The 24,566-nt window shown below is 50.6% G+C and carries 17 protein-coding genes; 9 read left to right on the forward strand and 8 right to left on the reverse strand.

Annotation, left to right across the window (positions count from 1 at the left end; translation table 11 throughout):
- Positions 1-135 precede the first annotated feature (135 nt).
- Both NNL21_RS11650 and NNL21_RS11655 read left to right on the forward strand, forming a co-directional pair.
- A complete protein-coding gene (locus NNL21_RS11650) occupies positions 136-5,445 on the forward strand; it encodes an S-layer homology domain-containing protein (RefSeq protein WP_204819148.1) in 5,310 nt (1,769 codons plus the stop codon).
- 7 nt (positions 5,446-5,452) lie between these two features.
- Positions 5,453-6,238, forward strand: a complete 786-nt coding sequence (locus NNL21_RS11655) for a phytanoyl-CoA dioxygenase family protein (protein ID WP_204819149.1) — start codon at positions 5,453-5,455, stop codon at positions 6,236-6,238.
- 208 nt (positions 6,239-6,446) lie between these two features.
- Here NNL21_RS11655 and NNL21_RS11660 read toward each other — a convergent pair whose 3' ends face one another.
- A complete protein-coding gene (locus NNL21_RS11660; RefSeq protein ID WP_204819152.1) occupies positions 6,447-9,218 on the reverse strand; it encodes a CehA/McbA family metallohydrolase in 2,772 nt (923 codons plus the stop codon).
- A 395-nt stretch (positions 9,219-9,613) separates the two neighbouring features.
- On the opposite strand from NNL21_RS11660, the gene NNL21_RS11665 reads away from it, so the two are divergent.
- A complete protein-coding gene (locus tag NNL21_RS11665) occupies positions 9,614-10,927 on the forward strand; it encodes a neutral/alkaline non-lysosomal ceramidase N-terminal domain-containing protein (RefSeq protein WP_204819158.1) in 1,314 nt (437 codons plus the stop codon).
- 112 nt (positions 10,928-11,039) lie between these two features.
- Here NNL21_RS11665 and NNL21_RS11670 read toward each other — a convergent pair whose 3' ends face one another.
- Positions 11,040-11,489: a hypothetical protein gene (locus NNL21_RS11670; protein ID WP_204819160.1), complete on the reverse strand. Its 450-nt coding sequence runs from the start codon at positions 11,487-11,489 to the stop codon at positions 11,040-11,042.
- A 166-nt stretch (positions 11,490-11,655) separates the two neighbouring features.
- Here NNL21_RS11670 and NNL21_RS11675 point away from each other — a divergent pair, with 166 nt between their 5' ends.
- Both NNL21_RS11675 and NNL21_RS11680 read left to right on the forward strand, forming a co-directional pair.
- On the forward strand, positions 11,656-12,819 hold the full coding sequence (locus tag NNL21_RS11675) for a sensor histidine kinase (RefSeq protein ID WP_204819162.1): 1,164 nt from the start codon (positions 11,656-11,658) through the stop codon (positions 12,817-12,819).
- Between the two features lie 11 nt (positions 12,820-12,830).
- Positions 12,831-13,502 carry a response regulator transcription factor gene (locus NNL21_RS11680; RefSeq protein WP_204819163.1) on the forward strand — a complete coding sequence of 224 codons (672 nt, stop codon included), beginning with the start codon at positions 12,831-12,833 and terminating at the stop codon, positions 13,500-13,502.
- 148 nt (positions 13,503-13,650) lie between these two features.
- Here the strand turns inward: NNL21_RS11680 and NNL21_RS11685 are convergent, their stop codons facing one another.
- Positions 13,651-14,568, reverse strand: a complete 918-nt coding sequence (locus NNL21_RS11685) for a DsbA family protein (RefSeq protein ID WP_256555179.1) — start codon at positions 14,566-14,568, stop codon at positions 13,651-13,653.
- A gap of 37 nt (positions 14,569-14,605) precedes the next feature.
- Positions 14,606-14,926 carry a winged helix-turn-helix transcriptional regulator gene (locus NNL21_RS11690; RefSeq protein WP_204819612.1) on the reverse strand — a complete coding sequence of 107 codons (321 nt, stop codon included), beginning with the start codon at positions 14,924-14,926 and terminating at the stop codon, positions 14,606-14,608.
- A gap of 365 nt (positions 14,927-15,291) precedes the next feature.
- On the opposite strand from NNL21_RS11690, the gene NNL21_RS11695 reads away from it, so the two are divergent.
- From NNL21_RS11695 to NNL21_RS11705, 3 genes are all read left to right on the forward strand, one after another.
- Positions 15,292-16,671, forward strand: coding sequence for an ABC transporter substrate-binding protein (locus NNL21_RS11695; RefSeq protein WP_204819165.1), 1,380 nt, complete (start codon positions 15,292-15,294; stop codon positions 16,669-16,671).
- A 70-nt stretch (positions 16,672-16,741) separates the two neighbouring features.
- Positions 16,742-17,629, forward strand: coding sequence for a carbohydrate ABC transporter permease (locus tag NNL21_RS11700; RefSeq protein ID WP_204819166.1), 888 nt, complete (start codon positions 16,742-16,744; stop codon positions 17,627-17,629).
- A gap of 19 nt (positions 17,630-17,648) precedes the next feature.
- On the forward strand, positions 17,649-18,476 hold the full coding sequence (locus NNL21_RS11705) for a carbohydrate ABC transporter permease (protein ID WP_204819167.1): 828 nt from the start codon (positions 17,649-17,651) through the stop codon (positions 18,474-18,476).
- A gap of 120 nt (positions 18,477-18,596) precedes the next feature.
- Here NNL21_RS11705 and NNL21_RS11710 read toward each other — a convergent pair whose 3' ends face one another.
- Positions 18,597-19,448: a helix-turn-helix transcriptional regulator gene (locus NNL21_RS11710; RefSeq protein WP_204819168.1), complete on the reverse strand. Its 852-nt coding sequence runs from the start codon at positions 19,446-19,448 to the stop codon at positions 18,597-18,599.
- A 554-nt stretch (positions 19,449-20,002) separates the two neighbouring features.
- Here NNL21_RS11710 and NNL21_RS11715 point away from each other — a divergent pair.
- Entirely contained in the window at positions 20,003-21,469 is a 1,467-nt protein-coding gene (locus NNL21_RS11715; protein ID WP_204819169.1) for an arylsulfatase, read from the forward strand.
- A 177-nt stretch (positions 21,470-21,646) separates the two neighbouring features.
- Here NNL21_RS11715 and NNL21_RS11720 read toward each other — a convergent pair whose 3' ends face one another.
- From NNL21_RS11720 to NNL21_RS11730, 3 genes are all read right to left on the reverse strand, one after another.
- On the reverse strand, positions 21,647-22,558 hold the full coding sequence (locus NNL21_RS11720; RefSeq protein ID WP_204819170.1) for an SDR family oxidoreductase: 912 nt from the start codon (positions 22,556-22,558) through the stop codon (positions 21,647-21,649).
- A 185-nt stretch (positions 22,559-22,743) separates the two neighbouring features.
- A complete protein-coding gene (locus NNL21_RS11725; RefSeq protein WP_204819171.1) occupies positions 22,744-23,526 on the reverse strand; it encodes a hypothetical protein in 783 nt (260 codons plus the stop codon).
- Between the two features lie 216 nt (positions 23,527-23,742).
- Entirely contained in the window at positions 23,743-24,495 is a 753-nt protein-coding gene (locus tag NNL21_RS11730) for a phosphotransferase family protein (RefSeq protein ID WP_204819172.1), read from the reverse strand.
- Positions 24,496-24,566 lie beyond the last annotated feature (71 nt).

A 24,566-nucleotide genomic window follows, 5' to 3' on the forward strand; every position in this document is an offset into this window, starting at 1 on the left:
TTTTCAATCCATCTGAAAAAGCCTGAATAATTCTAAGGAAGCGTCGAAGGAACATGGAAAGTCGATTTTTCGCCGCTTCTCCTTGTGTTTTTATTTTATATTCCCGGGTTATCCAAAAGGAGGAATGATTATATTATGAAAACTAAACTTATTCCCTGTCTGCTCGCCGCAGTGATGCTGTTCTCTGTTCCGACATACGCGCAGGGAGAGCCTGTGGTGAACGATGTGGTCCGCACGACATTTCAGACGGCGGCTGCCGGGGAAGATGAGACCTCGCATGTGCTGGCGGATTCCGTCATGGTATATATAAGCAATCCGGCATCACTTGAGTCGAAAATTGGCGCTTGGACAGGCAAAGGTTATCAGGTGGATGTGATGATGGCCGTGAACCGGGACATGAACGATTATGTGCCCGGCAATTTCGATGGACAGAATCATGAGGACGAAATCCAGCTGGATAAAGACGGCAACCGCTTTACGCATCCGACCGATGTTCATGTGCCTTATATGGTGCCGACCGAAAATTGGAACAAATATGTATATGAGCTGTCCCGCCGCAGTATCGAGGCAGGCGCCAAACGCATCGTCTTCGAGGAGCCCGATGTATTCCTCAAATCGGGGTATTCCGAAGCGTTCAAAAGAGAATGGCAGACCTATTACGGGCAGCCATGGGTGGCGCCGGATTCCTCCCGGGACGCGGAGTATAAGGCGCAGAAGCTCAAGGTCTATTTAAGCTACCGGACGTTCAAGGAAGTGTCGGAAAAAATCAAAACCCATTCTCCCGGAACCGAGGTGCTGATTGCTGCCCATACGGGGATCAGTTATCTGATGTACGGCATCACGACTTCCAATTACGATTATTACAACATTCCGACGATCGACGGCTATATCGGTCAAGTATGGAGCGATACCGCATTGGTGCCGGTCCCTTACGCTGGGAAAAGCGAACGGAGGATGTTTGAATCCGCTTACATTGATTATTCCTCGTTTGCCAACTTAAAGCTGGGCAATGACGGCAAACAGCTGTATGCGCTGGCCGATCCCAAAGCTGACAGCGGCTCATATGGCTGGCAGGAATATGAAGATTTCTACAAAACAACGATCGCGGCGCAGCTGATGCAGCCGCAGTTCAAGCAGTTTGAAGTGGTCCCGTGGGCGGAACGCGGCTTTGCTCAGGCGCCGGGCTCTTACAAAACGGTGCAAACGAACGTTTTTCGCGCTCTGCAGGACATGTACGATAAACCGGCAAGCGTTGAAGCAGGGACTTCGGGAATCGGAGTGCTGTATTCGGATACCATTTCGCAAATGGCTTCGTCTGGAAGCGTAAATTCCTTCTATGGTCCGATGGTGCCGCTTGTGGCCAAGGGGCTTCCGATTCAGGTTATTCCAGTGGAGAATTTAACCAAAACGGGTGCATTGTCCGATACAAAGGTGCTGTTCGCCAGTTACGACGTCTGGAAAGCGGTTGATGGAAACGGCAGCCCGCAAACCGGTATTAAAGTGAATGAAGCGATCCGTGATTGGGTAAACGGAGGCGGCGTTCTTGTTTACACTGGCGGATCGGGCGCCAGCGACAGCCTGTCCGAATGGTGGCAGGACCAGAATATGCCGTCGCCGAAGCAGGATCTGTGGAATAAGCTCGGATTGGCCGTCACCAAAGAGAAAACCTCCACGGGTACCGCGGATGTGGAGCTGCAGGCTGCATCCGCCGCAAACGGAGCTTTCGGCGGACGCGGATCGGTTGTCATTCCCCGTCATTTCACCGTCACATCGGCTGATCTCGGAGCCGGAGCGGTTCCGTTATATACAGCGGGTGGGAAAGCTGCCGCCTACGAACAGCCTGTCGGCAGCGGAAAAGTGATTGTGGTGGGCGTTACGCCTGCGTATTTCGCAGCCAGTCAGACTGCTTCCCAGCTTATCCGCGATATTGCCAAGTATGCGGTGGAGCAGGCAGGGGAGACATATACGGAAACGAATGTGATGAAGGCCGTCCGCGGCCCCTATACCGCGATTCAAACGCTTGAGCAGCCGGCGCAGATTCAGCTTCAGGGCTCGTATATCGACCTGTTCGACGATCGGCTCCCGGTCGTCGGGGGCATGACGGAAATGATGGCGGAATCCAATATGCTGGTGCTGGATATCTCCGGCAAAGCGGCGGTAAAACCGGAAATCCTGTTCGCCAGCGGCAGCTTGACAGATGTCGGGGAAATGCCGGACACAACGGAATATACGCTTTCCGGAACGCCGAACTCCCGGGCCAGCACGAGAATTGGTGCACCCGCCGGTGTGTATCCGCAGGCCGTGGGGGGAACCGATAAAAACGGCAGCCCGGTAACCGTGTCCTGGGAATGGGAAAATAGCTCAAAAACGCTGCTTATCAGGCATGACCACCGGAAGGACGGTGTTAAAATCAGCGTGCAATGGTCCGATGAGCCGCTCGCTGATTCAATTCCGGTCGACTTCATGGACAAAATCGTCAAAACGAACCAGGACAATCTGGATGCCGCTTATGTGGTGAAAAATACCGGCGGCGCGATTGCGGATTTCCGGTTTATGGATCATGACGCAGAGCTTGTCTATGGATTCGACTTAAACCAGAACGCGAAAGCGCGGGTTTCGCTTGATGTGGCCAATAATTATATCATCAGCGTCTCCCCGGATAATGTGAACTGGACGGAGCTGTACAGAGCGCCGGACGAACGGGGCCGAGCGATAAAAACCATCGATTTGTCCGCCTATGCCGCTGAGGGCGGCAAAGTGTACGTCAAGATGGAGAATGCTGACAAAACGACCGGCAACGGGCCGGTTATCTATGGCTTTATCCTTAGTCATGAACAGCGCATTGCGCCGTTTACTGTACGTTCCAATCGCTCTCTGGAGCTCGGGCCCGGTCAGACGGGGTCGCTGCAGCTAGCCATTACGAACCGCGATCCAGAGCCGCGGAATGTGGACATGACCTTATCGCTGAATGCAGAAGCGCAGCAGTTGTCCTTTAAGACGGGGACGGAAGGAGAAACCCCGTATTTGTTTGCCAATAGTGGATCGGAGCTGACCGGTGACGGAAGCAGATATGCCGATTCGGACCATTATTTTGTCTATCGGCTGCCTGTTACGCAGGATATGATCGAGCCGTCAGTGAAGTTAACGCTGGCTAACCGCTTCGAGGTCTCCATCTCTGCGGATGGGGAGAACTGGATAGTTGCCGATGTCGAGGGCCAGCCGGTCGAGGGGCAAAGCAACAAAGCGGAACGCAGCTATCCGCTTGAGCCTTACGTCAATGACAGCGGATATGTTTACGTGAAGATCGGAAACAGCCAAAAGACGGGTGGCTGGGGCGGCATGTTGCAGAAGCTTGTGCTGACCGCGCAAAGCGAGGGGGAATTATCGGCTGCATTCCCGGACAACAACATCGCCTTGCTCCCGCACCAGACGCGGCTGATCCGAGTCGAGGTGACAGCAGATGCCGGTATTCAGACCGCGCAGCCCGCTCAGATGATCCGGTTCTCATCCGGGGAGGCGGTCACGGAATTTATGATGCCTGTGAAGATCAGCTTTACCAAGCCGGAATACAAGGCTGCCTGGGCTTCCACACCTGTTACGATCAACGGGCAGGAAGGCGGGAATGAATGGAGCGATGCGCAGATTATCGAGATAAGCGGATCTGCACCTGAAATTCTGCGTTACGGCATGATTTGGGGCGACTCCAGCAGCTTGAAAGCAAAGTACCGGATGAAATGGGACGCTCAAAATCTGTACGTACTTGAAGAGCGCGAAGACAGCGCCTTCGCTTTTACGGAGACGGGAGCCACAATGTATGCGTCGACTGCCTCGATGCTCTTCCTGGATATCGATCACAACAAGAACGGGGCGACGTATGGCTCGGGGGATTATGCCCTCTTCTTTACGCCGAGCGGTCCGGATTCCCAGCCACATGTCTTTATGCGACGGGGCAGGGACTCCGGCAAAGAGGAGGAGGCACTGACCAGTGCCGTCATCCAATCATCCGTTGATCAGGAAGCGCATAAATATACCGTGGAAATGGCGATTCCCTGGAGCGCGCTGCAAACGATCCCATTCGTACCCGCCAATGGCACAAAGGTAGGGATGACGGTTGCCGCTACCCGTAATGCCGGACCCGGGGTCTGGGGCCAGGTCATGTGGGTCGGAGACGGTGACGATCAGGCCAAATGGGCCGATATGAAGTTTACAGGCAAGCCCGACGGCGGAGACGGCGGTTCGGGTGGGGGCGGAGGAACAGTCGGCCCCGGAGGTTCCGGAGTTCCTGAGGGGAACGGCAGTACAGGAAATGCAGATGCAGGAGCGGACGGATCCTCTTCCGTGCTGAAGATGAGCCTAGAAGAAATACGGAGCAAGCTAGGGAAAAGCAGTCTTGTTCTAACGATGAAGGAAGCCGGCGGCACGGTTGAGCTGCCGCTGCAGGCCGGCAGTATCCTTGAGAATCAGGACGTGCAGCTGAATGCCGGCAGATTCTCCGCTTCATTCCCGGCAGCCCTGCTCCGGGCATTAACCTCACAGCATGAATCGGCAGCGGAGGGTACGGTTGCTCTATTATTCAACCGGATCAGTGATGAACTGACGGCTGAGACTATGAAGCAGGCGGTTGTTCCAAAACATGTTCAATTGAAGCTCCGGTCTCCGTTATTTGAAGTGGGGGCGCAGGTCACAACCGGTGACCGTACATCGTCAGCGGAGCATTTTGCCGAGCCGGTGAAGCTTGCGTTCGAGCAGATATCAACAGACAAGGTTGGACCGGTCTATCTGTACCGGATTTTGCCGGATGGCAAATTAACGTATATCCCGGCTCATAAGGAAAACGGCAAGTATACGGCAGAGATTATCGAACCGGGCATGTATGCGCTTCTTGAATATGACATCCGCTATGAAGATGTGCCTTCCGGGCACTGGGCTTATGAAGTGCTGCGCGATCTGAGCGCCCGCCAGATTGTGGAAGGCATGCCAAGCGGCCGATTTGAACCGAAGGCGGATGTGACCCGGGCGGAATTTGCCGCCATGCTGGTACGGGTGTTCCGTCTAGAAGCCGGAACGAATGCGGGATTTGCCGACGTGCAAGAAGACAGCTGGTATGCCGGACCGGTAGCGGCTGCGTTTAAAGCGGGTATCATTACGGGAATAACGACTGAGGAATTTGGCCCCAATCAAGTCATAACCCGCGAACAGATGGCCGTCATGCTGGTAAGGGCACTGCTCCACAATACACCCGACGGAATGGCGGGAGACGGGCATGCCGTGTTCAGGGATATGAAGAAGGTCAGCGGCTGGGCTAGCGAATCTGTGAACGAAGCGATTCGGCTTCAGCTTATACAGGGAAGGGCTGATGGAAGCATCGCGCCGCTCGACTCGGCTACCCGGGCCGAAAGCGCCCAGCTGATCTACAACGGGCTAAACAGAATGATGGGCGGATGATGAAGGTATGAATGAATCAGGTCTGAAAACCTTGAAAAAACAATACGATGAAGAAGGTTATGCCGTATTTGAAAATGTGCTGGACGCCGGGTTAATGGCGGAAGCCAAAGAACATATCGAATGGCTGATGCGCAAAAATCCGGGCGTCCGTCCCGAGCAATTGGGCAATATGTTTATTACGGACGATCCGTTCTGGGTGAGGCTGATCGGCGATGACCGTCTGCTCGATATTGCGGAGCAGTTTATCGGACCGGATATTGCGCTGTTCGCTTCGCATTATATCAGTAAGCCGCCTTTTGACGGCAAGCCGGTTCTGTGGCATCAGGACGGGAGCTACTGGCCGCTCGAGCCGATGAATGTTATTACGCTGTGGCTTGCGGTTGACGATTCACTGCCGGAAAATGGCTGTATGCGCGTTATTCCGGGCACACAGACGATGAATCTGCATGAAATGAAGCGGTACACGGATGTCGACAGTGTACTGGAATCGGAGGTGGATCCCGCTCTGATCGATGAGTCCAAAGCGGTGGATCTTGTGCTGAAGTCGGGAAGCGTCTCGGTGCATCATCCCAATATTATTCATGGGTCGGAAGCCAATCTCTCTCCCTTGCGCCGCTGCGGCTTAACGATTCGCTACATTCCGACCTGCACGAGGATCAAAGCGGAAACGTGGCCTAGCGCTTTTCTGCTTCGAGGTGAGGCTGTTCCGGGGGTTAATGAATATCTGCCGAAACCGAGGTACATCGAGGGCGTTCACATGCCCTTTAAGGGCAAAAATAATATAATTCGTTAAAGTGGTAAAATCTAACAACACGTGTGAATAGAATAATCATCCGCAACAGCAGCACAACAAATCAAAAAAACAGTCCGTCAACCGCGAATACCTGGATGACAGACTGTTTTTTTATATATTACTTCCAAAACGGCAGCAAGTGCACGAATCTCTTCTATTTACTGGAGGTATGAATTAAATACAGACCCAGAATGCAACACGTGTTCAGCTAGCTGATGGGATCACCGTCATCGTGAGCGCTAGAATCTTGTCCATGGCTGTGGTGTTCATGATGTTCATGTCCGTCGCCATGATCGTGCTTGTGCCCGCCATGTCTATGAATGCTGTTATTCTTAATGCCGTAACCGGAAATCCGTCTGATCCGGCTGCGCTGCGAAGCATGATGATTCATTGTGCGGCCTATCGCATGATGGTGATGGTCATGCTGGTCAACGGCGGAGTGCTGGTGCAGGATCCCGTGCTGGTGCATCCGGTTGTGCAGTGCCCGGTGGGCGCTTGTCAGCGTCATGAGCATCCGTTTGTACGTTTGCTCGTCGGCTCGGGTAGCTAGCGTTTTGATATAGGCGGTGGAGCCTTCGATCTGCTCTAGAATGGTGACGGCGTCGGTCGATTTGAAGCAGGATTTGCCATCGACGATAACGGTTATCGCGCTGGAATGAGCGGCGATCATCTCCGATTGGTCATGGTACTTGCCGCGAATGCGCAGGGCGAGCCAGCAGCTTTCTTTCACCGGAATGGACCAATGGCCGGCGTATTGGCCGACCTCCGGATCGACGGTGATTTCCTCGCGCAGCAGGCCGCTTACGACAAGCTCAATCTTCGTCACCGGAACGGTAACGGATGAGACTTGCCAGACGATATCGAGCGTACCGCCGGAACCAGGAAGCTGCATCAGCGAGCCCATTACGCAGCCGCCGATCTGGAACTCGAGCAGGGGCCCTAGCGTGACGAACGTATGACCGCTGCGGATAGAGCTCATCCACGTGTCGTACGTGAACGACACGCTGCGGACAAGCGAATAGGTACGGATCGTCCCGACAGCGGTTTGCTGCGACATTTTGTCGGTACCGCCGACCGCAGGAGAATGATAACCGCAATTCAAATACCGGTACCAATCGGATAACGAATACGGATTAATGCCAACATTCTCGAAGGAGCACATTTCCACCGCATCGATTTCCCCGAGTACGAGCGCGGCAGCGCCCTCCGCCCGCGGATTGGGCAGATGGGGCATGACAACGAGCCCGTTCTGCTCGCGGCATTGCCTGGCCCATTCCGTGATTGTCGCTTCCAGCGGATCGCCCAGGCCCGACTCGTCAGGACCTCCTGTGCATAAAGGCACGATCATTTTGCCTTCATAGCCGAGCAAGGAAATATGCCCGAGCACGTGCTGGCGGTTTTCCGTTCCGACACGCACCAAATATTCGCCAGATCCGCCGTTTTCCCGGCTGCCGATCGTCGTTTTGCCATCAAAATCGCCCAGGTTGCTGAACATCTCCCCCCACTGGCTTGTTAGCAGGTTGACGACGTTGACACCCTCGGCGTTGCCTTCCAGCAGCGCCGTCTGGGGCGAGAGGAAATGGACATGCGTATCTGCAGTCACCCAGCCTTTGTGCCTCCAGTTCAGCACGCGTTCGAGCTCGATCGTAATCACATTCGTTTCCGAGGTAATCGTGAAGTGCTTGCGCACCGGTCTGATCTCGAAGCCCTTCGTCACCTCGATATATACACTGCCGAGCGGCAGCTTGTATTCGGCTTCTCCATCGATGTAAGCACTGTAGTGAAAGTCCTGCACATATTCCGTCCCGTAATCCTCGAACCAGTGGGCATTCGGGAGCCGGTGTCCGTTCAAGGGGGCGATATATTCGCCGAACGCCCCATGTACATGAATTTTTGCAGCCACCTTGCTGCCGGAGGATTGTTCCGTAATGCGTACAGTCACCCTGCGCAGCGTATGCTCCATCAGACTCCATTCAGAGCTGGCGGACAACTCACGCAGCGGAATCGCCGCCGGCGATTCGCCGCGAATGAGAAGATGGGCGTCGGGATGGGCGGTATATTCCACAATCCATTCATGTTGTTTGGGAGCAGGCAGCGGTGGATTCGGATTATCCAGCCAACTGGCGTGATTGTACTCAAGCGCAGGTGCTGCGGAAATAATCGCGCCTAGATCGATGCCGATGTTGGCGTTATCCCCGAATGGCTGCGGCACGAATCCGGGTGCGGATACATATCGCGCTTTGCGGCGGGCATCCCAGCGAAATGGATTCGTGGCAAGCGATGTTCGGGTAATGCCAAAAATGAACGCCGTACCGTCGGCCGGGCGCATGACCAGGCGTATGAGCTCTTTATCCGGATGCGGATTGTTCAGCGCGTACAACCAATGATGCATGCCGCTGCCGAAGCCGGGGAACGTGGTGCGAAGCTGGCTCTGGCCCCAAGGAATCGCTGGAGCTTCCTTATGCAGAACATCGGAGTTTGTGACCATCGTGCGGGGCTTGATGTGTGGGAACGATTCGAAGCTGTTTTCTCCCCATTTGAGCTGAAATTCACTAATCTGGTACCGGCGGCGGATGGGAAACGCGGCCTCGGTGCCGTCCGAATAATGCAGCACATACTCGCATACGGTTTCTCCGAGACGCGGAGTGCCCATCATCGGATTGATTATTCCATCAGGAGACGTGAAGCTTTCCTTGAAATCCGCAGCATGCACGAACAACAGCTGGCGGTCGTGAAGCGGCTGCGGGAGGATGAGCTCTACCTCCTGATCCTTTAGCAAAATGACGTTGTTTGCGCCGTCCTGGGGGCCAAGCATAAAAGGTACTCCCCATAGCTCCTGCCTTCCGGTAAGCAGCTTATCCTTATGCGTGAGCACAGCGTCCGAGCAATCGCCGTGTCCAAGGCTGGCGATTGTCCAATTGTACGCGGCCTGTATGGGGAGCGGAACGAAACGGTGATCGTGGGGCGTCATCGAATTCATGGTTTTATCCTCCTCAAAGCATTCCGAAGGAATGCTAGCTTCGAAAGCATGGGCAAAGCATTCCGAAGGAATGCTAGCTTCGAAATCGTAGGCAGAGCCGCGGGCCGCGAGTATTTGTGTGTAAAATCTATTAATAAGAGTAAAATTATACCATTATCATACTTTTAATTAATGATTAAGTAAATACCCATGCAAGGGAAAACGGACTAGAAGAAAGGCATTCTTGGAAGGGCAGGTGCAAGCAGCATGGTGAGGACAGATTGTGCTCTTCGTTGTCCAGATAATGGCCTATTAAGAAGTGCAAATTAAAAGATCGAAGAGACAAATACTCTCTTTTATATACAAGCTATAATGGAGTATAACCATATTATCCCAAGATAAGAGACGAGAGAGGAATGACGAGGATGATCCAATGCGGTGTTAGTGAACTGAACATCACGCCTCCCCTGGGCAGCTCGATCCCGGGATATTTTGAGGACAGAACATCTACGGGGATTAAAGACGAGCTGTTCGCTAAATCGCTTATCATCGAATCAGCGGGAAAGACGCTTGCTATCCTTGCAATAGACTGCATTGATTTGGATAGCGACATCGTGAAACGGATTCGCGATCGTGTATATGCTTATACCGGTATTCCTCCGTCCTGTGTCATGGTCTCGGCTACTCATACGCACACAGGTCCGCCTGTACAGGCAGGATTTGTTGACAGCTACGACGCATCTTATATTTCGTTCATGGTGCAAAAAGCGGCAGATGCCGCCATATTAGCCTTCAACAGCCGGCGGGAGGCAAGAATCGGCTTCGGGTCTGGACAAGAGGGGAGTATCGCCTTTAACCGGCGTTACTTCATGAAGGATGGCCGCTTTGCAACGAATCCTGGTGTTCTTAATCCACTCATTGACCGTGCCGCAGGTCCGATCGACCCTGAGGTTGCGGTCATCCGGATCGATGACATGGCGGGAAATCCGATTGGCATCGTGACCAATTATGCATGCCATACAGACGCAGTTGGCGGTACCGAATACAGTGCGGACTATCCTGGCAAGCTGGCAGCTGTGTTAAAGCAGCTGTTGGGAATAAATACGGCCAGCTTGTTCCTGATGGGCGCCTCGGGGAACATCAATCACATCGATGTCAGCGGACAATTCCCTATCGTACCAAACCATTACCTTACAATGGGCACCATTCTCGCAGGGGAAGTCATGAAGGTACGTGAAGCGGTTATCCCTTCCGGGCAGGCCATAACTTTGGCAGCCAAACAAGTCTTTTTCTCTGTAGCACACAGGAAACCTTCCCAGCCGGATATCCAAGCCGCCCAAGAGCTGCTAAAGGCAGGAACAGAAACACGGATTGAACAAATTTTCGCCCAGTTAGCACTTGAGGTGGATGCAAGCGAAGAAACCTGCTCTGAGGTCGAGCTCCAACTATTACGGATCGGCGAGCTTGCCGTAGTGGGCCTTCCTGGTGAGCTGTTTGTTGAATTCGGGCTTGAGATCAAACGAAAATCTCCATTCAAATACACCATCGTCAATGAATTATGTAACGGTTCTGCTACCGGCTACGTCTCTACCCGCGAGGCTTACGAACAGGGCGGATACGAGCCGCGAATAACGAAGCGAAGCAAGCTCGCCGTAGAAGCCGGGGAGCAATTCGTCCAGCAGGCAATGAAGGCGCTGCATGAGCTTAGAGGTATCAGACACTCAACTTAGCAAAGGGATACTTGAACAGCTTCAACGACGCAGGCTGCCAGCATCAACGGCAGCCTGTTCTGCTAACGTGCAGCATAGCTCAATTGTGTCAGAAGGGCAGCCTCTGCGCGTGTTACATGAATATCGGTGCGAGCAAAAAGGCTGCAACAAACAAATCAAACACCGCACAAAATTCCGCATACCCTCGCCAGACGATCTTTCCGGAGCGAAAGTGGGCAATGTCCCAGATCGTATGGCCAATATAACCTGCCGCAAGCAGTATCAGTCCTGCTTCTCTGTTGACGTAGATGGACACTAATGAGATAACGCCGAATAAGACTAATGCGGTCGCCTGTATGAGGATGGTGCGAACCCCGCGGAGATGCCCGCGAATGGCACCTGATATCGGGTAGAAAAGCGCTGCAAGAAACAAGATCAATGACATGGGGTCCGTTGAAGCGGGAAGTCCAGAGGCTGCCACGGCCAGCGCGACCAAAGACGGCCATCGTTTCTTAACCAACTCTACAACAAAAAACTTCTTTCTTCCTTTCGCTTTGACTTCTTCTTTTTCGGCCAATTCCATATCAATCACTCCTCGTTTTTCTTTTGCACACCAAAAATATCACAAGGCCATTTCTTTTACGTCTATCTGTGGTTGATTTTTATGGAGCGTCTATATCGAACGATTGATGAGGAAGACGGATTGATCTGTTATGATGAAGTAAACCAACCGATTGAAGGAACAAAGAATGAATAAAAACGTATTTCGGTATCTTGATACACGCGCCGCGCATATCACGTTTATCGTTGCCTTTTTCATATTGATCTTGCCTGAGTCCCCGTTGCTGCTTATCCACGTACTTTTCGTTTACGCTGCCTTCGCGGCTTGTTACATTTGGATGGCGGCAGCGCCTAAAGGATGGTGGGATGCTAAGAGGTACGCAATTGCGGTTTGTGTTCTTGCCGGCATAACCGTCATCATTCGCACCGTTCATTTCGATTACCCTGATCACCGCATTTTCTGGCCGTTGTTGTATATGCTGGGTGTAGCTGATGCGAGATGGAATCGTTGGACCGTTGTTCTTGCTGCCGTTACCGTTTGCATGATTTTTGGTATGATGATGGTCGACGGTGTTTCTTATGGCGCTCTTATAGCAGCTGTACTGATGTATATCGCGGTCAGAAACCAGAACCTGCTTCGCGAAGCGGATCGAACGAACCGAAAACAGCTAGAACAATTGAATGCGGCGTATTCCGAATTGCAGCAAACGACCGTCCAGGCTATGGGTTATGCGGCGTTGACGGAACGCACAAGGCTGGCACGCGACATTCATGACGGACTCGGACATCAGATGACCTCGCTTATTGTTCAACTTCAAGCCTTGAAACTGATGATTCCGAAAGATACGCTTGTAGCGTCTAATAGCGTAGATGAAATTCTGAAGGTGGCTAGGAAAGGGATTGATGAGGTAAGGTTTGCAGTTAAGGAATGGTCGGACGATGAGAAGGGCCTGGGACCGATCGCATTGAAAGGCCTAATCTCCCAGATCGAAGCCAATTCTCTGGTGAGAATACAATACAAGGAAATAGGACCTATCGGGGAGTGGCCGGTTGAATGCAGCGTAATCCTCTACAGGATTTTGCAAGAAGCGTTAACGAACATCCTCAAGCACGCTGATGCAAGCCAGGTTGACGTTTCGGTGGAAGAAGAGAATGAACATGTAAAGCTCCTCATCACGGATGACGGCAATTTCCGCAGTGAGAAACCTTTAAATTTCGGATTCGGCTTAAGCGGTATGATCGAAAGATGTGAAACAGCCGGAGGAAGCATCGCTTTCTCCTCAAATTCGCCGAAGGGTTTAAAGATACAAGCGGTGGTTCCGCTTGATATTTCATCAAGTACGCCGGATTAAGGAGACATGTCATGCAGACCGGAAAAAAGATTCGAATCTTGATTGCGGATGACCAGCCTTTCATCCGAAAAGGGCTGCGTTACATTTTGGATATTCAACAGGATATGCAAGTGATCGGCGAGGCCTCAACCGGTGAAGAAGCGATTGACGTTGTTATGCAAACGGTTCCGGATATTGTCTTGATGGATATCCGGATGCCCGGTGGAACGGGGATCATGGCGACAAAAGCAATCGTTGAAGCTTTGCCCGATACAAAAGTCGTCCTATTAACGACATTCGATGTTGAAAAATATGTGTTTGACGGCATTCGGGCGGGGGCGGCCGGCTATTTGCTGAAAGATACGGATACCGATGAATTACTGAGCGGCATACGTGCGATGCACCGGGGAGCAACCCTCTTCAATAGCAGCACAGCCAAACGCGCCCTGGACCAATTACTGACTTCAGGCAAGGAAGAAACCGATTTATCCGGGAAAGAACGGCTACTTGGCACCTTGACGGAGCGTGAAACGGAAGTTTTACAGCTGCTGGCTTACGGTAAGCGAAATCATGAAATATCTGCGATTCTATGTATTTCCGAAGGCACAACAAAAACGCACATACACCATATCATTCAAAAGCTTGGGGCGCAGGACCGCACTCAGGCCGTGGTTACTGCAATTCGAATGAAGCTTGTAAAATAAAGGACAATCAGAAACCCTTTGTTTGCTGGATCACGGCATATGCCTTAGGCACCGCATGAGCTTCTATAACCTCAATTGAAAACAGAAATCCCCGCAATCATGAGAAAAGCCAATGACTGCGGGGATTTCTTCGATTGTACAGCCTGCCTTATTGTTTCACAAAATAAACTTCATCCATGATTTCCTTCTGTACATATTCATAGGTCGAGAGCTTGGCATGAATATAAGCTGGAATATCCTCTTGCTTCAGATCGTACATGACCTCGACTTCTTTGGAGAATAAAAGGCCTTCTTGGACAAGCAGCTTGGAGAGGGCAGGCTGCGGCTTTGGCTCAAGCTCTTCTGTGGTAGGGAGAACCTGCTTGAGTCCATTCACATAATTATCGAGTGAGAGAGCTCCCGCGATTCGCGTACCTTTATGATTGGAATTGAGCATAATGACGGTTGGGAATCCTCTAACTCCGAGTTTCCCCGCAAGCGCGAAGTCCTGATCGAGAAGCTCTTGGCTGCTAGGAAGACCGGCTTCTTTCACGATTCGATCTCCATCAAGCCCCATATGGTTTACAATTACCTGCAGCACTTCATCATCCCCAATGTTCTGGTTAAAGGCGAAGACAGCTTCCCGTGCCCGGCGTAAGAAAGCAGCTGCCAGAGGCTCACTCTCTTTCTGAATGACCTTGAAGACGCGGGATGGAATATAGGAGGATTGGATGGGATTATCAAGCCACAGGGAGCCGTCGATTGGCATGCGGGAATGGACACCAACCTCTCTCCAGTGAGCCGCTACATCGGAGGGCTGGCTAATGCCATTCTTCACGTCGGCGAAGCCATCCCAATTCTTGAGAAGTCCACCCATTACGGTATGGAAGTTAACGTATTGACCATACTGTTCCACAAACCTCCGAAGGACCGGTTCAAGTGCCCAACAGTGCGAACAGATCGGATCCGTTACGTAATAAAGGTCGATCATCTCTTGAGGTTTACTGAGATCAATGAGCTCCATCGCTTCATCTCCGCCAACTCCGCAAACGCCTGTCTCTAGGTCGCAGATCATCTTGTTATTCATGCTTATTCTCCTCCTCGTTTCTGTTCTTGCTGGATCCTCAGGAGTCCGTATTTACATAGGACTGTGCCCATGTCTGCAGAGGCTGAAAGGAAGCCACAAGCGTACGTCCCTTCTCTGTTAATTCATAGGAAATCGATACTGGTGTTCCTCCGGAAACCTTCTTCACAATCAATGCGTGCTCGAGCAACTCGGACAGCTTAGATGAGAGAGCTTTAGGCGTAATATTCGGAAGATCCCGCTTGAGCTCCGAGAAGTGGGACGAGCCATTCTCACAAAGCGATAAATAGTGGAGAATCAATCCGTTCCATTTCCTTCCGAGGATTTGGAGCGCATATTCCATGTAGGGACAAACGTTCAGATGAATCACCTCATATCTATAACATAATTATATCTACTATAAAAAATAAATCAAGTATAATAAATATACTGAAAACGAAAAGGTTCACTCCCGCTTCCCTCATCATTTTACTCTTGATGGTCATTTTGATTACCGGTCAGTTGATCGCCAGCGAGATTACAGCGGAGAAGAGCCCAGCGTTATGGGAATTCCGATCACAAGCGTTTCCAAAATCCTCAGTATGTTCGATCGCGCATGATTCGAATTAATGCTTATTAAATCAATTTCAGATATCAAATGGATAGACTGGTGCATTTTATTTTGTAAGCGAATTCAATACAATGGTCAGTATTACAAATCTATCATTCGAAGAAAGGCGGATCGCATTGAAAAACCGACGTGCTATGTTTCTCTTAATGCTTGTTCTTATGTTAGCGGCAACCGCATGTACGCCAAATATGGGGGGTGGAGCCGGAAGCAACCAAAGCGAGGGCAATATTAAAAGCGGTGCCAATAACGGCGTAACCGGGGAAACGGACAACAAGAAATTGACGATCTGGGTATTTGCCGATCCGCATAAACGGTTTCTCGAGGCCGTTAACGAAGAATTCAAGAAGACCCATCCCGATGTCACTGTGGACGTCAACTTGATGGATGCGAATGCTATGACCGATAAGTATATGATTCTCTCCCGATCCGGAGGAGATGGCGCTCCCGACTTGTTCGATATGGAGCAAGGTCAATTTCCGAACTTTATTCGCGGAGACGTTCCTTTCGAACCGCTGGATCAATACTTGGAGGTTGACGGTTTGAAAGAGGCAATGTCCAAGGGCCGGCAGGCGTTATATACAGTGAATAACAAGCAGTACGGAATCGAACACGCGGCGACCGCCTCAGCGCTTTATTATCGTAAAGATATATTCGATGAAGCGGGGATCAATGTTGCTGAACTGAAAACATGGGATGCGTTCACCGAGGCGGCAAAAAAGCTTACTGGTAAAGACAAATATATTTTCCCGGCAGATTCGGAAACGAGAACAGGTAGTGACCGCACATACTTCGAACTGCTCATTAAGCAGGAAGGCGGTGACGTCGTAACCACTGACGGCGGTATCGGCCTTGACTCCCCAGAAGCAATTGCGGCTTTAAAACGGATGCACGACTGGAAGAAGGAAGGCATCATGGACACGCGATATTTTGAGGGACCGAGTTTTTGGGATCGCTTCAAGAACGGTACGTATGTCGCCGCTTTCGGGCCTGACTGGTGGGTGAATTTGCTTGTCGACAACGTTCCTGAGCTTAGTGGCAAATGGGCCGCTGTGCCGATGCCGCTCGGGGGGCCGAGCTCGGTGCCGACAACGGTCATGGGCGGAACTGGAATGATGATATCCAAATTTTCCAAAAATAAAGATTTGGCATGGGAATATCTCAAGACGGCCCAACTGACGCCGGCCATGTCGGTCAAACGATTCGAGATCATTAACCTGTTTCCGGCGCTGCTAACTTCCGTCAACGAAGCCGGACTGCATGAGACTAGCAAGTATACGGAATACTTCGCAGATCAAGACCTCGGCGATTTGTATGGAAAGCTGGTAGCGGACGCTCCGAATCAGAATCAGGCTTGGTGGCGCCCTCTTATTACGCAGGCATGGGACAAACACCAATTCGATTATGCGGAAGGCAAACTGACGCCGGAGCAATTTTTACAAAAAGTTCGGGAAGAGCTTGAGCGGTTGATAGAGAAGGAGAAAAAAGTAGCGGAATAATAAATAATCTCTAAAAATGAGCTTACAAGGAGAGAGTCTTGAATTTTCTTCAGCAGCTGGGGGAGTGTTCATGCCTTTTAAATCATCTACTGGGATAAAAATTGCGCCTTTTTTATTCATTCTGCCATTCTTTTTGCATCAGGCTGTTTTCAATTTGTATCCGACAATATACGGGTTCTGGATCAGTCTCTATTCGGGGGTCTCAAAGCTGACCTTCGTATGGTTCCAAAACTATGCTTACGTGCTGGAGGACGAAAGGTTCTGGAAGTCGATGTTGAACGGCGTGAAGCTTACCTGCGGAAGCCTGTTCATCGTCCTGCCGATTGCGCTTGGCGTGGCGCTTTTGATCAATCAGCCTTTTGTCGAGCGGAGGAAGGGCATGTTCGCAACCTTCTTCTTTACGCCTAACATTACGTCCGCTGTTGCCGTAGCAATTGTCTTCAGTTTTATTTATAACCGGGAAATCGGCATTCTGAATTCGTTTCTCGGCCTGTTCGGGGTTGAATCCATCGCTTGGCTAGAGAGTCCGAAGTGGACGATTCCGGCGCTCATCATTATGGTGACATGGCGGTATCTGGGCATCAATATCCTGTATTTTCTGGCTGGGCTGCAAAATATACCGCATGAGCTAATCGAGGCGGCGAAGATCGACGGAGCAAATGCGATTCAGCGTTTGTGGCACATTACACTCCCGCTGCTGCGTCCGATCATGACCTTTATCGTGTTCCAGGCTATCATCGGCTCCTTCAGTATGTTCGCGGAAGCTTATCTGCTTGCGAACAACGGAGGGGGACCCAACGACTCGCTGTTGTTCCCGACAATGTATATGTATGAGCAAGCTTTCCGGTTCCAGAAGTTCGGATATTCATCGGCAATTGGCTATGTATTCACTTTGATTCTGCTGATCGTCGGCCTAATCCAGATCAAGCTATTCCAAGAGCAAGACGACCGACGGTAAAGGGGGGGGCTGCAATCCAATGACAGGAAGAATGTTTCACAGGTTTTTCATTTATGCATCTTTGGCTATACTGAGCTTCTTGTTCTGCGTTCCTTTCCTGTTTATGGTAGGTACCTCCTTCAAGAAGTACGACGATATCGTGAGAGCGCCGCTGAATCCGCTGCCTCTGGCGCCGACGCTGGACAATTTTATACTGTTGTTTCAGAAGCTGCCCTTCTGGACGCAGTTTTTCAACGGAATGTTCATTGCGGTATCCGTCGCCGTGCTTGCCATGGTGCTTAATGCGCTGGTGGCCTTCGGGTTCTCTCGGTACGATTTTAAGTTTAAAAATGTGCTTTTTACGATTGTAATCGCCACTATTCTGATTCCCGCCCAGATGACGCTGGTTCCGGCGTTCGTCATGTTCCGCAATTGGGGTTGGTTGGACACGTTTTATCCGGTCATCCTGCCGGGGGCTGTATCGGCTATTAACATTTTTCTGATTCGGCAGGTGATGGGTTCCGTTCCCAGGGAGCTGTATGAAAGCGCCCGGGTCGACGGAAGCTCAGAGCTTGGAACGTTTCTGCGCATCGCTGTTCCACTGTCGATGAGCGGAATCGGCATTGTCGGCCTGCTCAGCTTTATGGCTTCTTGGAACGATTACCTCGGACCACTCATCTTTTTGACGTCTGAGCATAAAATGACGCTAGCCGTCGGCATCACCACTATGAACAATCCCTATAAAGAGGATTACGCCTCGCCGATCACAGGCGCGTGCCTTATGGCGATTCCCGTACTTATTCTGTTAAGCGTCGTCGGGCAAAAGTATTTCGTCAGCGGACTCTCGGCAGGCGCAGTGAAAGGGTAACAGCATACGTCTACAGGAAAAATAAGCGGTAAACAAACAGTCCGTACATGCAGCCAGATGCTGATGTACGGACTGTTTGTTCCGGTGCCGGCATTCGCCGACCGGCCAAGGCGGGAAAGGCTACAGAGTTCTCCAGCTTTCCTTACGGATTTCACTTGGTGTTCTTCCGGTGTAAAGCTTGATCGTCCTCGAGAAATGGTATGACGTTTTAAACCCTACCTGGTCGGCAATTTCGCCAATGCTTAAACCCGTCCCCCGCAGCAGATCCAAGCCTTGGCTCAACCGATAACGCCATAAATATTGAGTAGGCGTCATGCCCTCATCACGCCGGAACAATCGAATTAAATGCTCCGGCGTATTGTTCGTCATCGACGAAATCATTTTCAAATTGATCGATTCGCCGTATCGTTGATGAATTTCCTCTTTCGCGATCATGACGGCTGGATGCTTCCTTCGCTCGGTACTCATATGGATGCACTCCGTAAGAAACAGCAAAATCGCCGAGCGGCCAAGTGCTGCTCCAACGTTGCCATATATGTCGGAATCATCCGATTTTTGCACAGCCAACATCAGGTCGGTAAGCTGATTCATCCTATTCGAAAGGGGGATGAAGGTCGGAAGCCGTTCAAAATACTGTTGTGCCTGCTCGCACAGCGGTTCCGTCGTGACATCGATCCAGCGATGCCACGTTTCCTGCTTCTCATCAAAAGTAAAGTGCTCCTGATGGCCTGGTAGAAGGAGTGCAACATGACCGGGCGGAACCGAATGCTTGACGTCGTCTATTTTTACTGTCATGGAGCCGATATGGAGCATGACCAACTGCAATTGCAGTTGAACCCGGGGACCGAACGAACCGCCGGGAGGATAGACAACTGAGCCCGATTCGGAATCGCTTACAACAAATGGCGGAATCGCTTCCGCCCTTAACGAAGTGTCCATATCCGTACCCACGTCCCTGAAGTTTCTTGTCATTGCTCCAGAGAAATTATGCGTTATAAATCATCCCTCCTTGAATACCGTGTAACCGTTCCTTTGATACTGGCTGGCTGGTTGGTTTGTTCGTCCGTCCGATAGTGGTTTCAATAGTCAGTATTGCTGCCGAATACTCATGACCGTATCTTCTTGTGCGTGTTTCTTATCATCAGTGTAGAGGAACGAAAGCGAAATAAAAATGCTTACACATAATCATTTTGTGTCTGTAGTTGATAATTCCTAAAATGGACTACCTTGCGCTAAGATTGCAAAACGGAGAAAAAACGAGCTGTCAGCCATGTATTTAGGAAAACGGCGCCTGGTATTGGGCGGAATCGAGCGAGTACAGACAGGTGGCAAACGGGTAAATAGTCGTGCCTGACAAGAAGAGTACATTGCGATCGTTTCCTCTGGATCAGAGGAATATTCAAGTGGATATGATGATACTTGATTCTAACGTAATAGATATTACTGGAGATAATTGATATTATAATATCGATTCTAATCGTAAATTAGTAGATTCATTACCCGGCAAGCCGTAAAGGAGATCTAACATGAAACCGAACGTTCTATTGATTACCGTCGACCAGATGAGGGCGGACTGTCTTCACTTCCTGGGGCATCCCGTCATTGAAACGCCGAACCTGGACAATTTGGCTAGAGGCGGGGTTGCCTTTACAAGCGCCTATACGGCGACTCCTTCCTGTATTCCAGCCAGGGCGGCTATTCTGACCGGAATGGGTCAGCGCAATCATGGCAGAGTAGGTTATGAGGATAAGGTGCCCTGGAATTACGAGCACACGATGCCCGGCGAGTTCGCGAAGGCTGGATATCATACGCAATGTGTAGGCAAAATGCATGTTTACCCTACCCGGAATCTGTGCGGATTCCATAACATTGTGCTGCATGATGGCTATATGCATTACAACCGCGATCGCTCCCATTCGACCGCACTGGAGTGGTGGGATCAATGCGACGATTATTTAGTCTGGCTTAGGGAGAGAGCGGGATCGCAGCAGGACATCATGGACCATGGCCTGGATTGCAATGCTTCGACAGTTGCAAGACCGTGGCACTTGGACGAATCGCTCCATCCGACCAACTGGGCGGTTACCCAATCCATTGATTTCTTGCGGCGGAGAGATCCGAGCAAGCCGTTCTTCCTGTGGACGTCCTTCGTTAGACCGCATGCCCCTCTGGATCCTCCGCAAGCTTTCCTGGATCTGTATGAAGGGATCGATTTGCCGGAGCCGCCAGTCGGAGAGTGGGCGCGGCGGGACGATCCGAATCGGGAAGGCCTGAATCCGACGACCGGGGGAGGGATCGTGCATGAGCGGATGCGCAAGAAAGCGCTCGCGGCCTACTATGCGCTCATTACCCATATCGATAACCAAATCGGACGGCTGCGGAATGCCTTGTTTGAATTCGGGGTAAGCAGCAATACGATCATTCTCTTCACATCCGATCATGGCGACTTGATGGGCGACCATAACTTGTATAAGAAGATATTGGCCTATGAAGGCAGCGCCAAAGTACCGTTTATTCTGAATGATCCGACAGGCACTGTAGGCCTTGTTCCCGGGAAGCGGGTAGAGCAGGTCGTGGAGCTTCGGGATATTATGCCGACCCTGCTGGATGCTTCCGGGATTCCGATTCCAGACTCCGTTGATGGTACAAGCATCGTTCCACTCGGCGGGCGCGGAAGCCAAGCTGAGTGGAGGGATTACATCCACGGCGAGCATGCCTACGGGGTGCTTTCCTCTCATTACGTAACAGACGGCAAGCAAAAATATATATGGTATTCTCAGACGGGTGAGGAGCAATTATTCGATCTTCAGACCGATCCTCAGGAGTGCTGTAACCTGTCGAATTTGGCGGAGTACGCGGAAACGTTGGGGAGCTGGCGAGAGCGTCTGGTGCAGGAGCTTACGGGCAGGGAGGAAGGCTACACGGATGGCGTCAGCCTTGTCGTGGGAAGGCCTCCGCAATCATGTCTCCAGCATATCCGAACGACGCATTAACAAGTAGTCTGCGATTTATTTACTAGGGACTACCTGTATGAAAATCAAAAACCATTAAGGGTTCCACATAGTAGTCATGCCTAAGTCGTGGAACCCTTTATGGTTTGTTATCGTTCTTCGGTAATTGCATCGTTTAAACGCTATAGAACGCTTGAATTCCGTCTTTCTTATTGAAGATTAGCGGTAACCAGAAGCATTCGCCGGCTTGCCTGTATCCTGCACTTCTACAAGATACCGCCAGCAGTCTGGCTGTGAGCCGTCAATATCATTAAAACCATACACTTGTGCGAGCTCACCGCTTGAAACAGAATGACCGTTCCATCGGGCAGCTTCCGGGTCTCCAGCTAGCGCGGCAACGGCACGCGCTACATAACGGGGCGATTCGGAAATGATGAAATGAGGCTCCTTCACAGCAGCATCACGCCAATTCTCTTCCGTAACACCGTAGTGATCAAGCATGATTTCAGAACGCATCCAACCCGGAGTCACTGCTACCGCGGTACATTTATAGGGTGAAAGTTCTTGGGCCAGAGACTTAGCCATACGAATGACGGACGTCTTGGCTAGGTCGTAGAATAGGGATAAACGGTAGTTTGTATCGTTGTATTCAGCCGTGCCGTCTGTGATCTCAATGACCAGCCCATTCGGGTTTCGGATTAATAGGGCGAGTGCAAAGTGGCTGGTAATAATATGTGTGTCAATCGCAAGTCTAAGCTGGCGAAACCCCCGTTCAAGGGAATGCTCCCACACAGGCACGTTCCACTGTGTCAAATATTCCCCACCCCACACATCGTTAACCAGGATGTCTAGTCTCCCCTGTTCATTCTCAATCCGAGCCATTAGAGACTGAACCTGATCCGGATCCAGATGATCCACTTGAACCGCTATTCCTTGGCCCCCCGCATCACTTACAAGCTCAGCGGTTTCTTCAATCGTTTCAGGACGATTGTACTCAGAGCGTTGTGTTCGTGTCGTGCGTCCTGTCACATAAACAGTAGCTCCAGCCGCTCCTAATTCGATTGCTATTCCTCGACCAGCGCCGCGTGTTGCACCTGCCACCAAAGCCACTTTTCCATCTAGAGGTTTCATGATCGGTTACTCCTTTCGTTGATCTACCTCCCATTATAGACCTTTAACATGACAACCTATGTCATATAGAAACAACAAAGGTGTATTTTTACTAGTGGCTGAGGCGGCAGTTACAGGTCTTTGTCTAATTCAGCAACAATCATAAGGATATCTTGCAGAACTCATAGCTATGGCCTCATGTTTTATTACCTACGCCATGCCGCGCGTTTGCGGCGGACTACGTCCGGTTTCGCAGATTTCATTTTAGCGGCAATGACTTTATTAAGTCTTTTCACCATTTGCGGATTACTTTTCAATCGATTTCGATTTCTACGGGCGCGGGCAACATTTACCATAACCAACTTGCTTTGTCTAGCTACTGAACATTGATCGGAGTTAATAATCGGATTCCTTGCAGGAACGAAACTATTCATAAGATTCTGAGGATTATCGCTGTGTATATCTCCAGGGTTTGATGGGTCATCCGTTGTAAAACTGATCGTATCGTTGAAAGTTACAAAGCGGCCGAATAAGCCATGCCCGGCTTCATGCGCAAATATATACGAATTGAGGGCTCCGCCCGCCAACGCAACTTGTCCGTATAATTCGTAATCGGTCGTGCTCCGGAAATTTTTAAATAAGGCTCCGCCCTCACCGTCGGCGCCGTCGGCAAAGTTATTTCCGCTTACATAAACGACATAGATGGCTGTAGCATTGTTTGTCGCTCTTCTGGCAGCATTCACTAAATTGCTAATTTGTGGATCGTCAAAGCGATCCACCGTACTGGCGTCTATGGTTAAATTCGATTGATAAAACCGTCTCAAGAAAACAAAGTTCAAGCCGCAGGCAACTCCCGGAAAAAAGCCGCTCCCCCAAGCTTGGTTTGCCCGGGCGATATCGTCATTAAATCTTGCGGTGCGTTGGGCTCTCGTAGCGCTTGATACTGCGCCGTTTGTGAAAATGCCGACGACAGGAACTGTAAAAGACAATTCTCAACATCTCCTATTCAATGGATTTGGTTTCACTGTATAGGAAATGCGGCTTGCGGCCGGTTGGCGACGGCACACACTGCGTGTGGGAGCACTGATTTTCTGGATGAAATAGTAGTCTCCGCCAATGGGTGATGACGGATGGCATCATTCTGAATAAACCGGTGACCTGGCCGGAATGGCAGCATCTCCGTTCTTCGTTAGGCTGATCCCTCACTAGAAAAATTCGTAGAGACCATCCTTAAAATATGTATATTCCTGCTCACCTATCAACTTTGTGCCATATCCTTCAAAGAAGATGTCAATCTCCGAGTCGATTTCAAAAGCGTTAGGCTTTGGACGAATCGCTAATGCAGCATCGTATCTGGGGTCACCGAACGCTCCGTCGCTCCAATCGATAATGGCTGTTATTTTTCCATCCCGAACTAACACGTTATCTATCGTGAAATCACCGTGGATAAATGTATTTTTGATTGGCGATGGTTTGTTGTTCTTTATAAACGCCAATAAATCCGCTGTCCCTTCAGCCGAGTAATGGTGAAGGTTAAATTCCGCGCGGCGCAGCATTTCATCCAACCAATCCGAATCGCCGATTAATTCAGGGGGACACGGAGTTGCATGTATTCTTGACAGAATCACTCCGAAATTGAATATCATTTCATGCCTTTTATCTGTATTCGTTTCATTAGAAAGTGATTGTCTTAAGGTCTCACCTTCAAAATAGTGCATTAACGCCCAGTTCTGATTGTCATGTTTTTGTTCTACAGCTTGATAAACGATAGGGACAGGTAACTTTGTGTGGCGTAAAGCATTCAGAACCCGCACTTCTTGCGATAGCCAGGAGCAATACTGCTCGCCCCTTGTCCGTTTTATAACATAACGACCTGCTGTGCTCGCAATGATTGCTACATCAGAGGTATGACCTTGCCTTGGAAATGTTATGTCCTTGATGGTACCTACATGGTCCATTATTTCGCAGGGTATTTCTTTCAAATGAATTGGATGAACGGCAAGTCACCTCCATACTAACCTAACCTTAT

Source organism: Paenibacillus mendelii (assembly GCF_024498075.1).
In the GTDB taxonomy this organism is placed as follows: domain Bacteria; phylum Bacillota; class Bacilli; order Paenibacillales; family Paenibacillaceae; genus Paenibacillus_Z; species Paenibacillus_Z mendelii.

Bases quoted from the DNA above. Each gene is read 5' to 3' on its own strand.
- NNL21_RS11655 (WP_204819149.1), top strand. From the start codon at position 5,453: ATGAATGAATCAGGTCTGAAAACCTTGAAAAAACAATACGATGAAGAA.
- NNL21_RS11720 (WP_204819170.1), bottom strand. From the start codon at position 22,558: ATGAAACCTCTAGATGGAAAAGTGGCTTTGGTGGCAGGTGCAACACGC.
- NNL21_RS11685 (WP_256555179.1), bottom strand. From the start codon at position 14,568: ATGAATAACAAGATGATCTGCGACCTAGAGACAGGCGTTTGCGGAGTT.
- NNL21_RS11670 (WP_204819160.1), bottom strand. From the start codon at position 11,489: ATGGAATTGGCCGAAAAAGAAGAAGTCAAAGCGAAAGGAAGAAAGAAG.
- NNL21_RS11715 (WP_204819169.1), top strand. From the start codon at position 20,003: ATGAAACCGAACGTTCTATTGATTACCGTCGACCAGATGAGGGCGGAC.
- NNL21_RS11665 (WP_204819158.1), top strand. From the start codon at position 9,614: ATGACGAGGATGATCCAATGCGGTGTTAGTGAACTGAACATCACGCCT.
- NNL21_RS11680 (WP_204819163.1), top strand. From the start codon at position 12,831: ATGCAGACCGGAAAAAAGATTCGAATCTTGATTGCGGATGACCAGCCT.
- NNL21_RS11705 (WP_204819167.1), top strand. From the start codon at position 17,649: ATGACAGGAAGAATGTTTCACAGGTTTTTCATTTATGCATCTTTGGCT.
- NNL21_RS11650 (WP_204819148.1), top strand. From the start codon at position 136: ATGAAAACTAAACTTATTCCCTGTCTGCTCGCCGCAGTGATGCTGTTC.
- NNL21_RS11710 (WP_204819168.1), bottom strand. From the start codon at position 19,448: ATGACAAGAAACTTCAGGGACGTGGGTACGGATATGGACACTTCGTTA.
- NNL21_RS11660 (WP_204819152.1), bottom strand. From the start codon at position 9,218: ATGAATTCGATGACGCCCCACGATCACCGTTTCGTTCCGCTCCCCATA.
- NNL21_RS11675 (WP_204819162.1), top strand. From the start codon at position 11,656: ATGAATAAAAACGTATTTCGGTATCTTGATACACGCGCCGCGCATATC.
- NNL21_RS11730 (WP_204819172.1), bottom strand. From the start codon at position 24,495: ATGGACCATGTAGGTACCATCAAGGACATAACATTTCCAAGGCAAGGT.
- NNL21_RS11700 (WP_204819166.1), top strand. From the start codon at position 16,742: ATGCCTTTTAAATCATCTACTGGGATAAAAATTGCGCCTTTTTTATTC.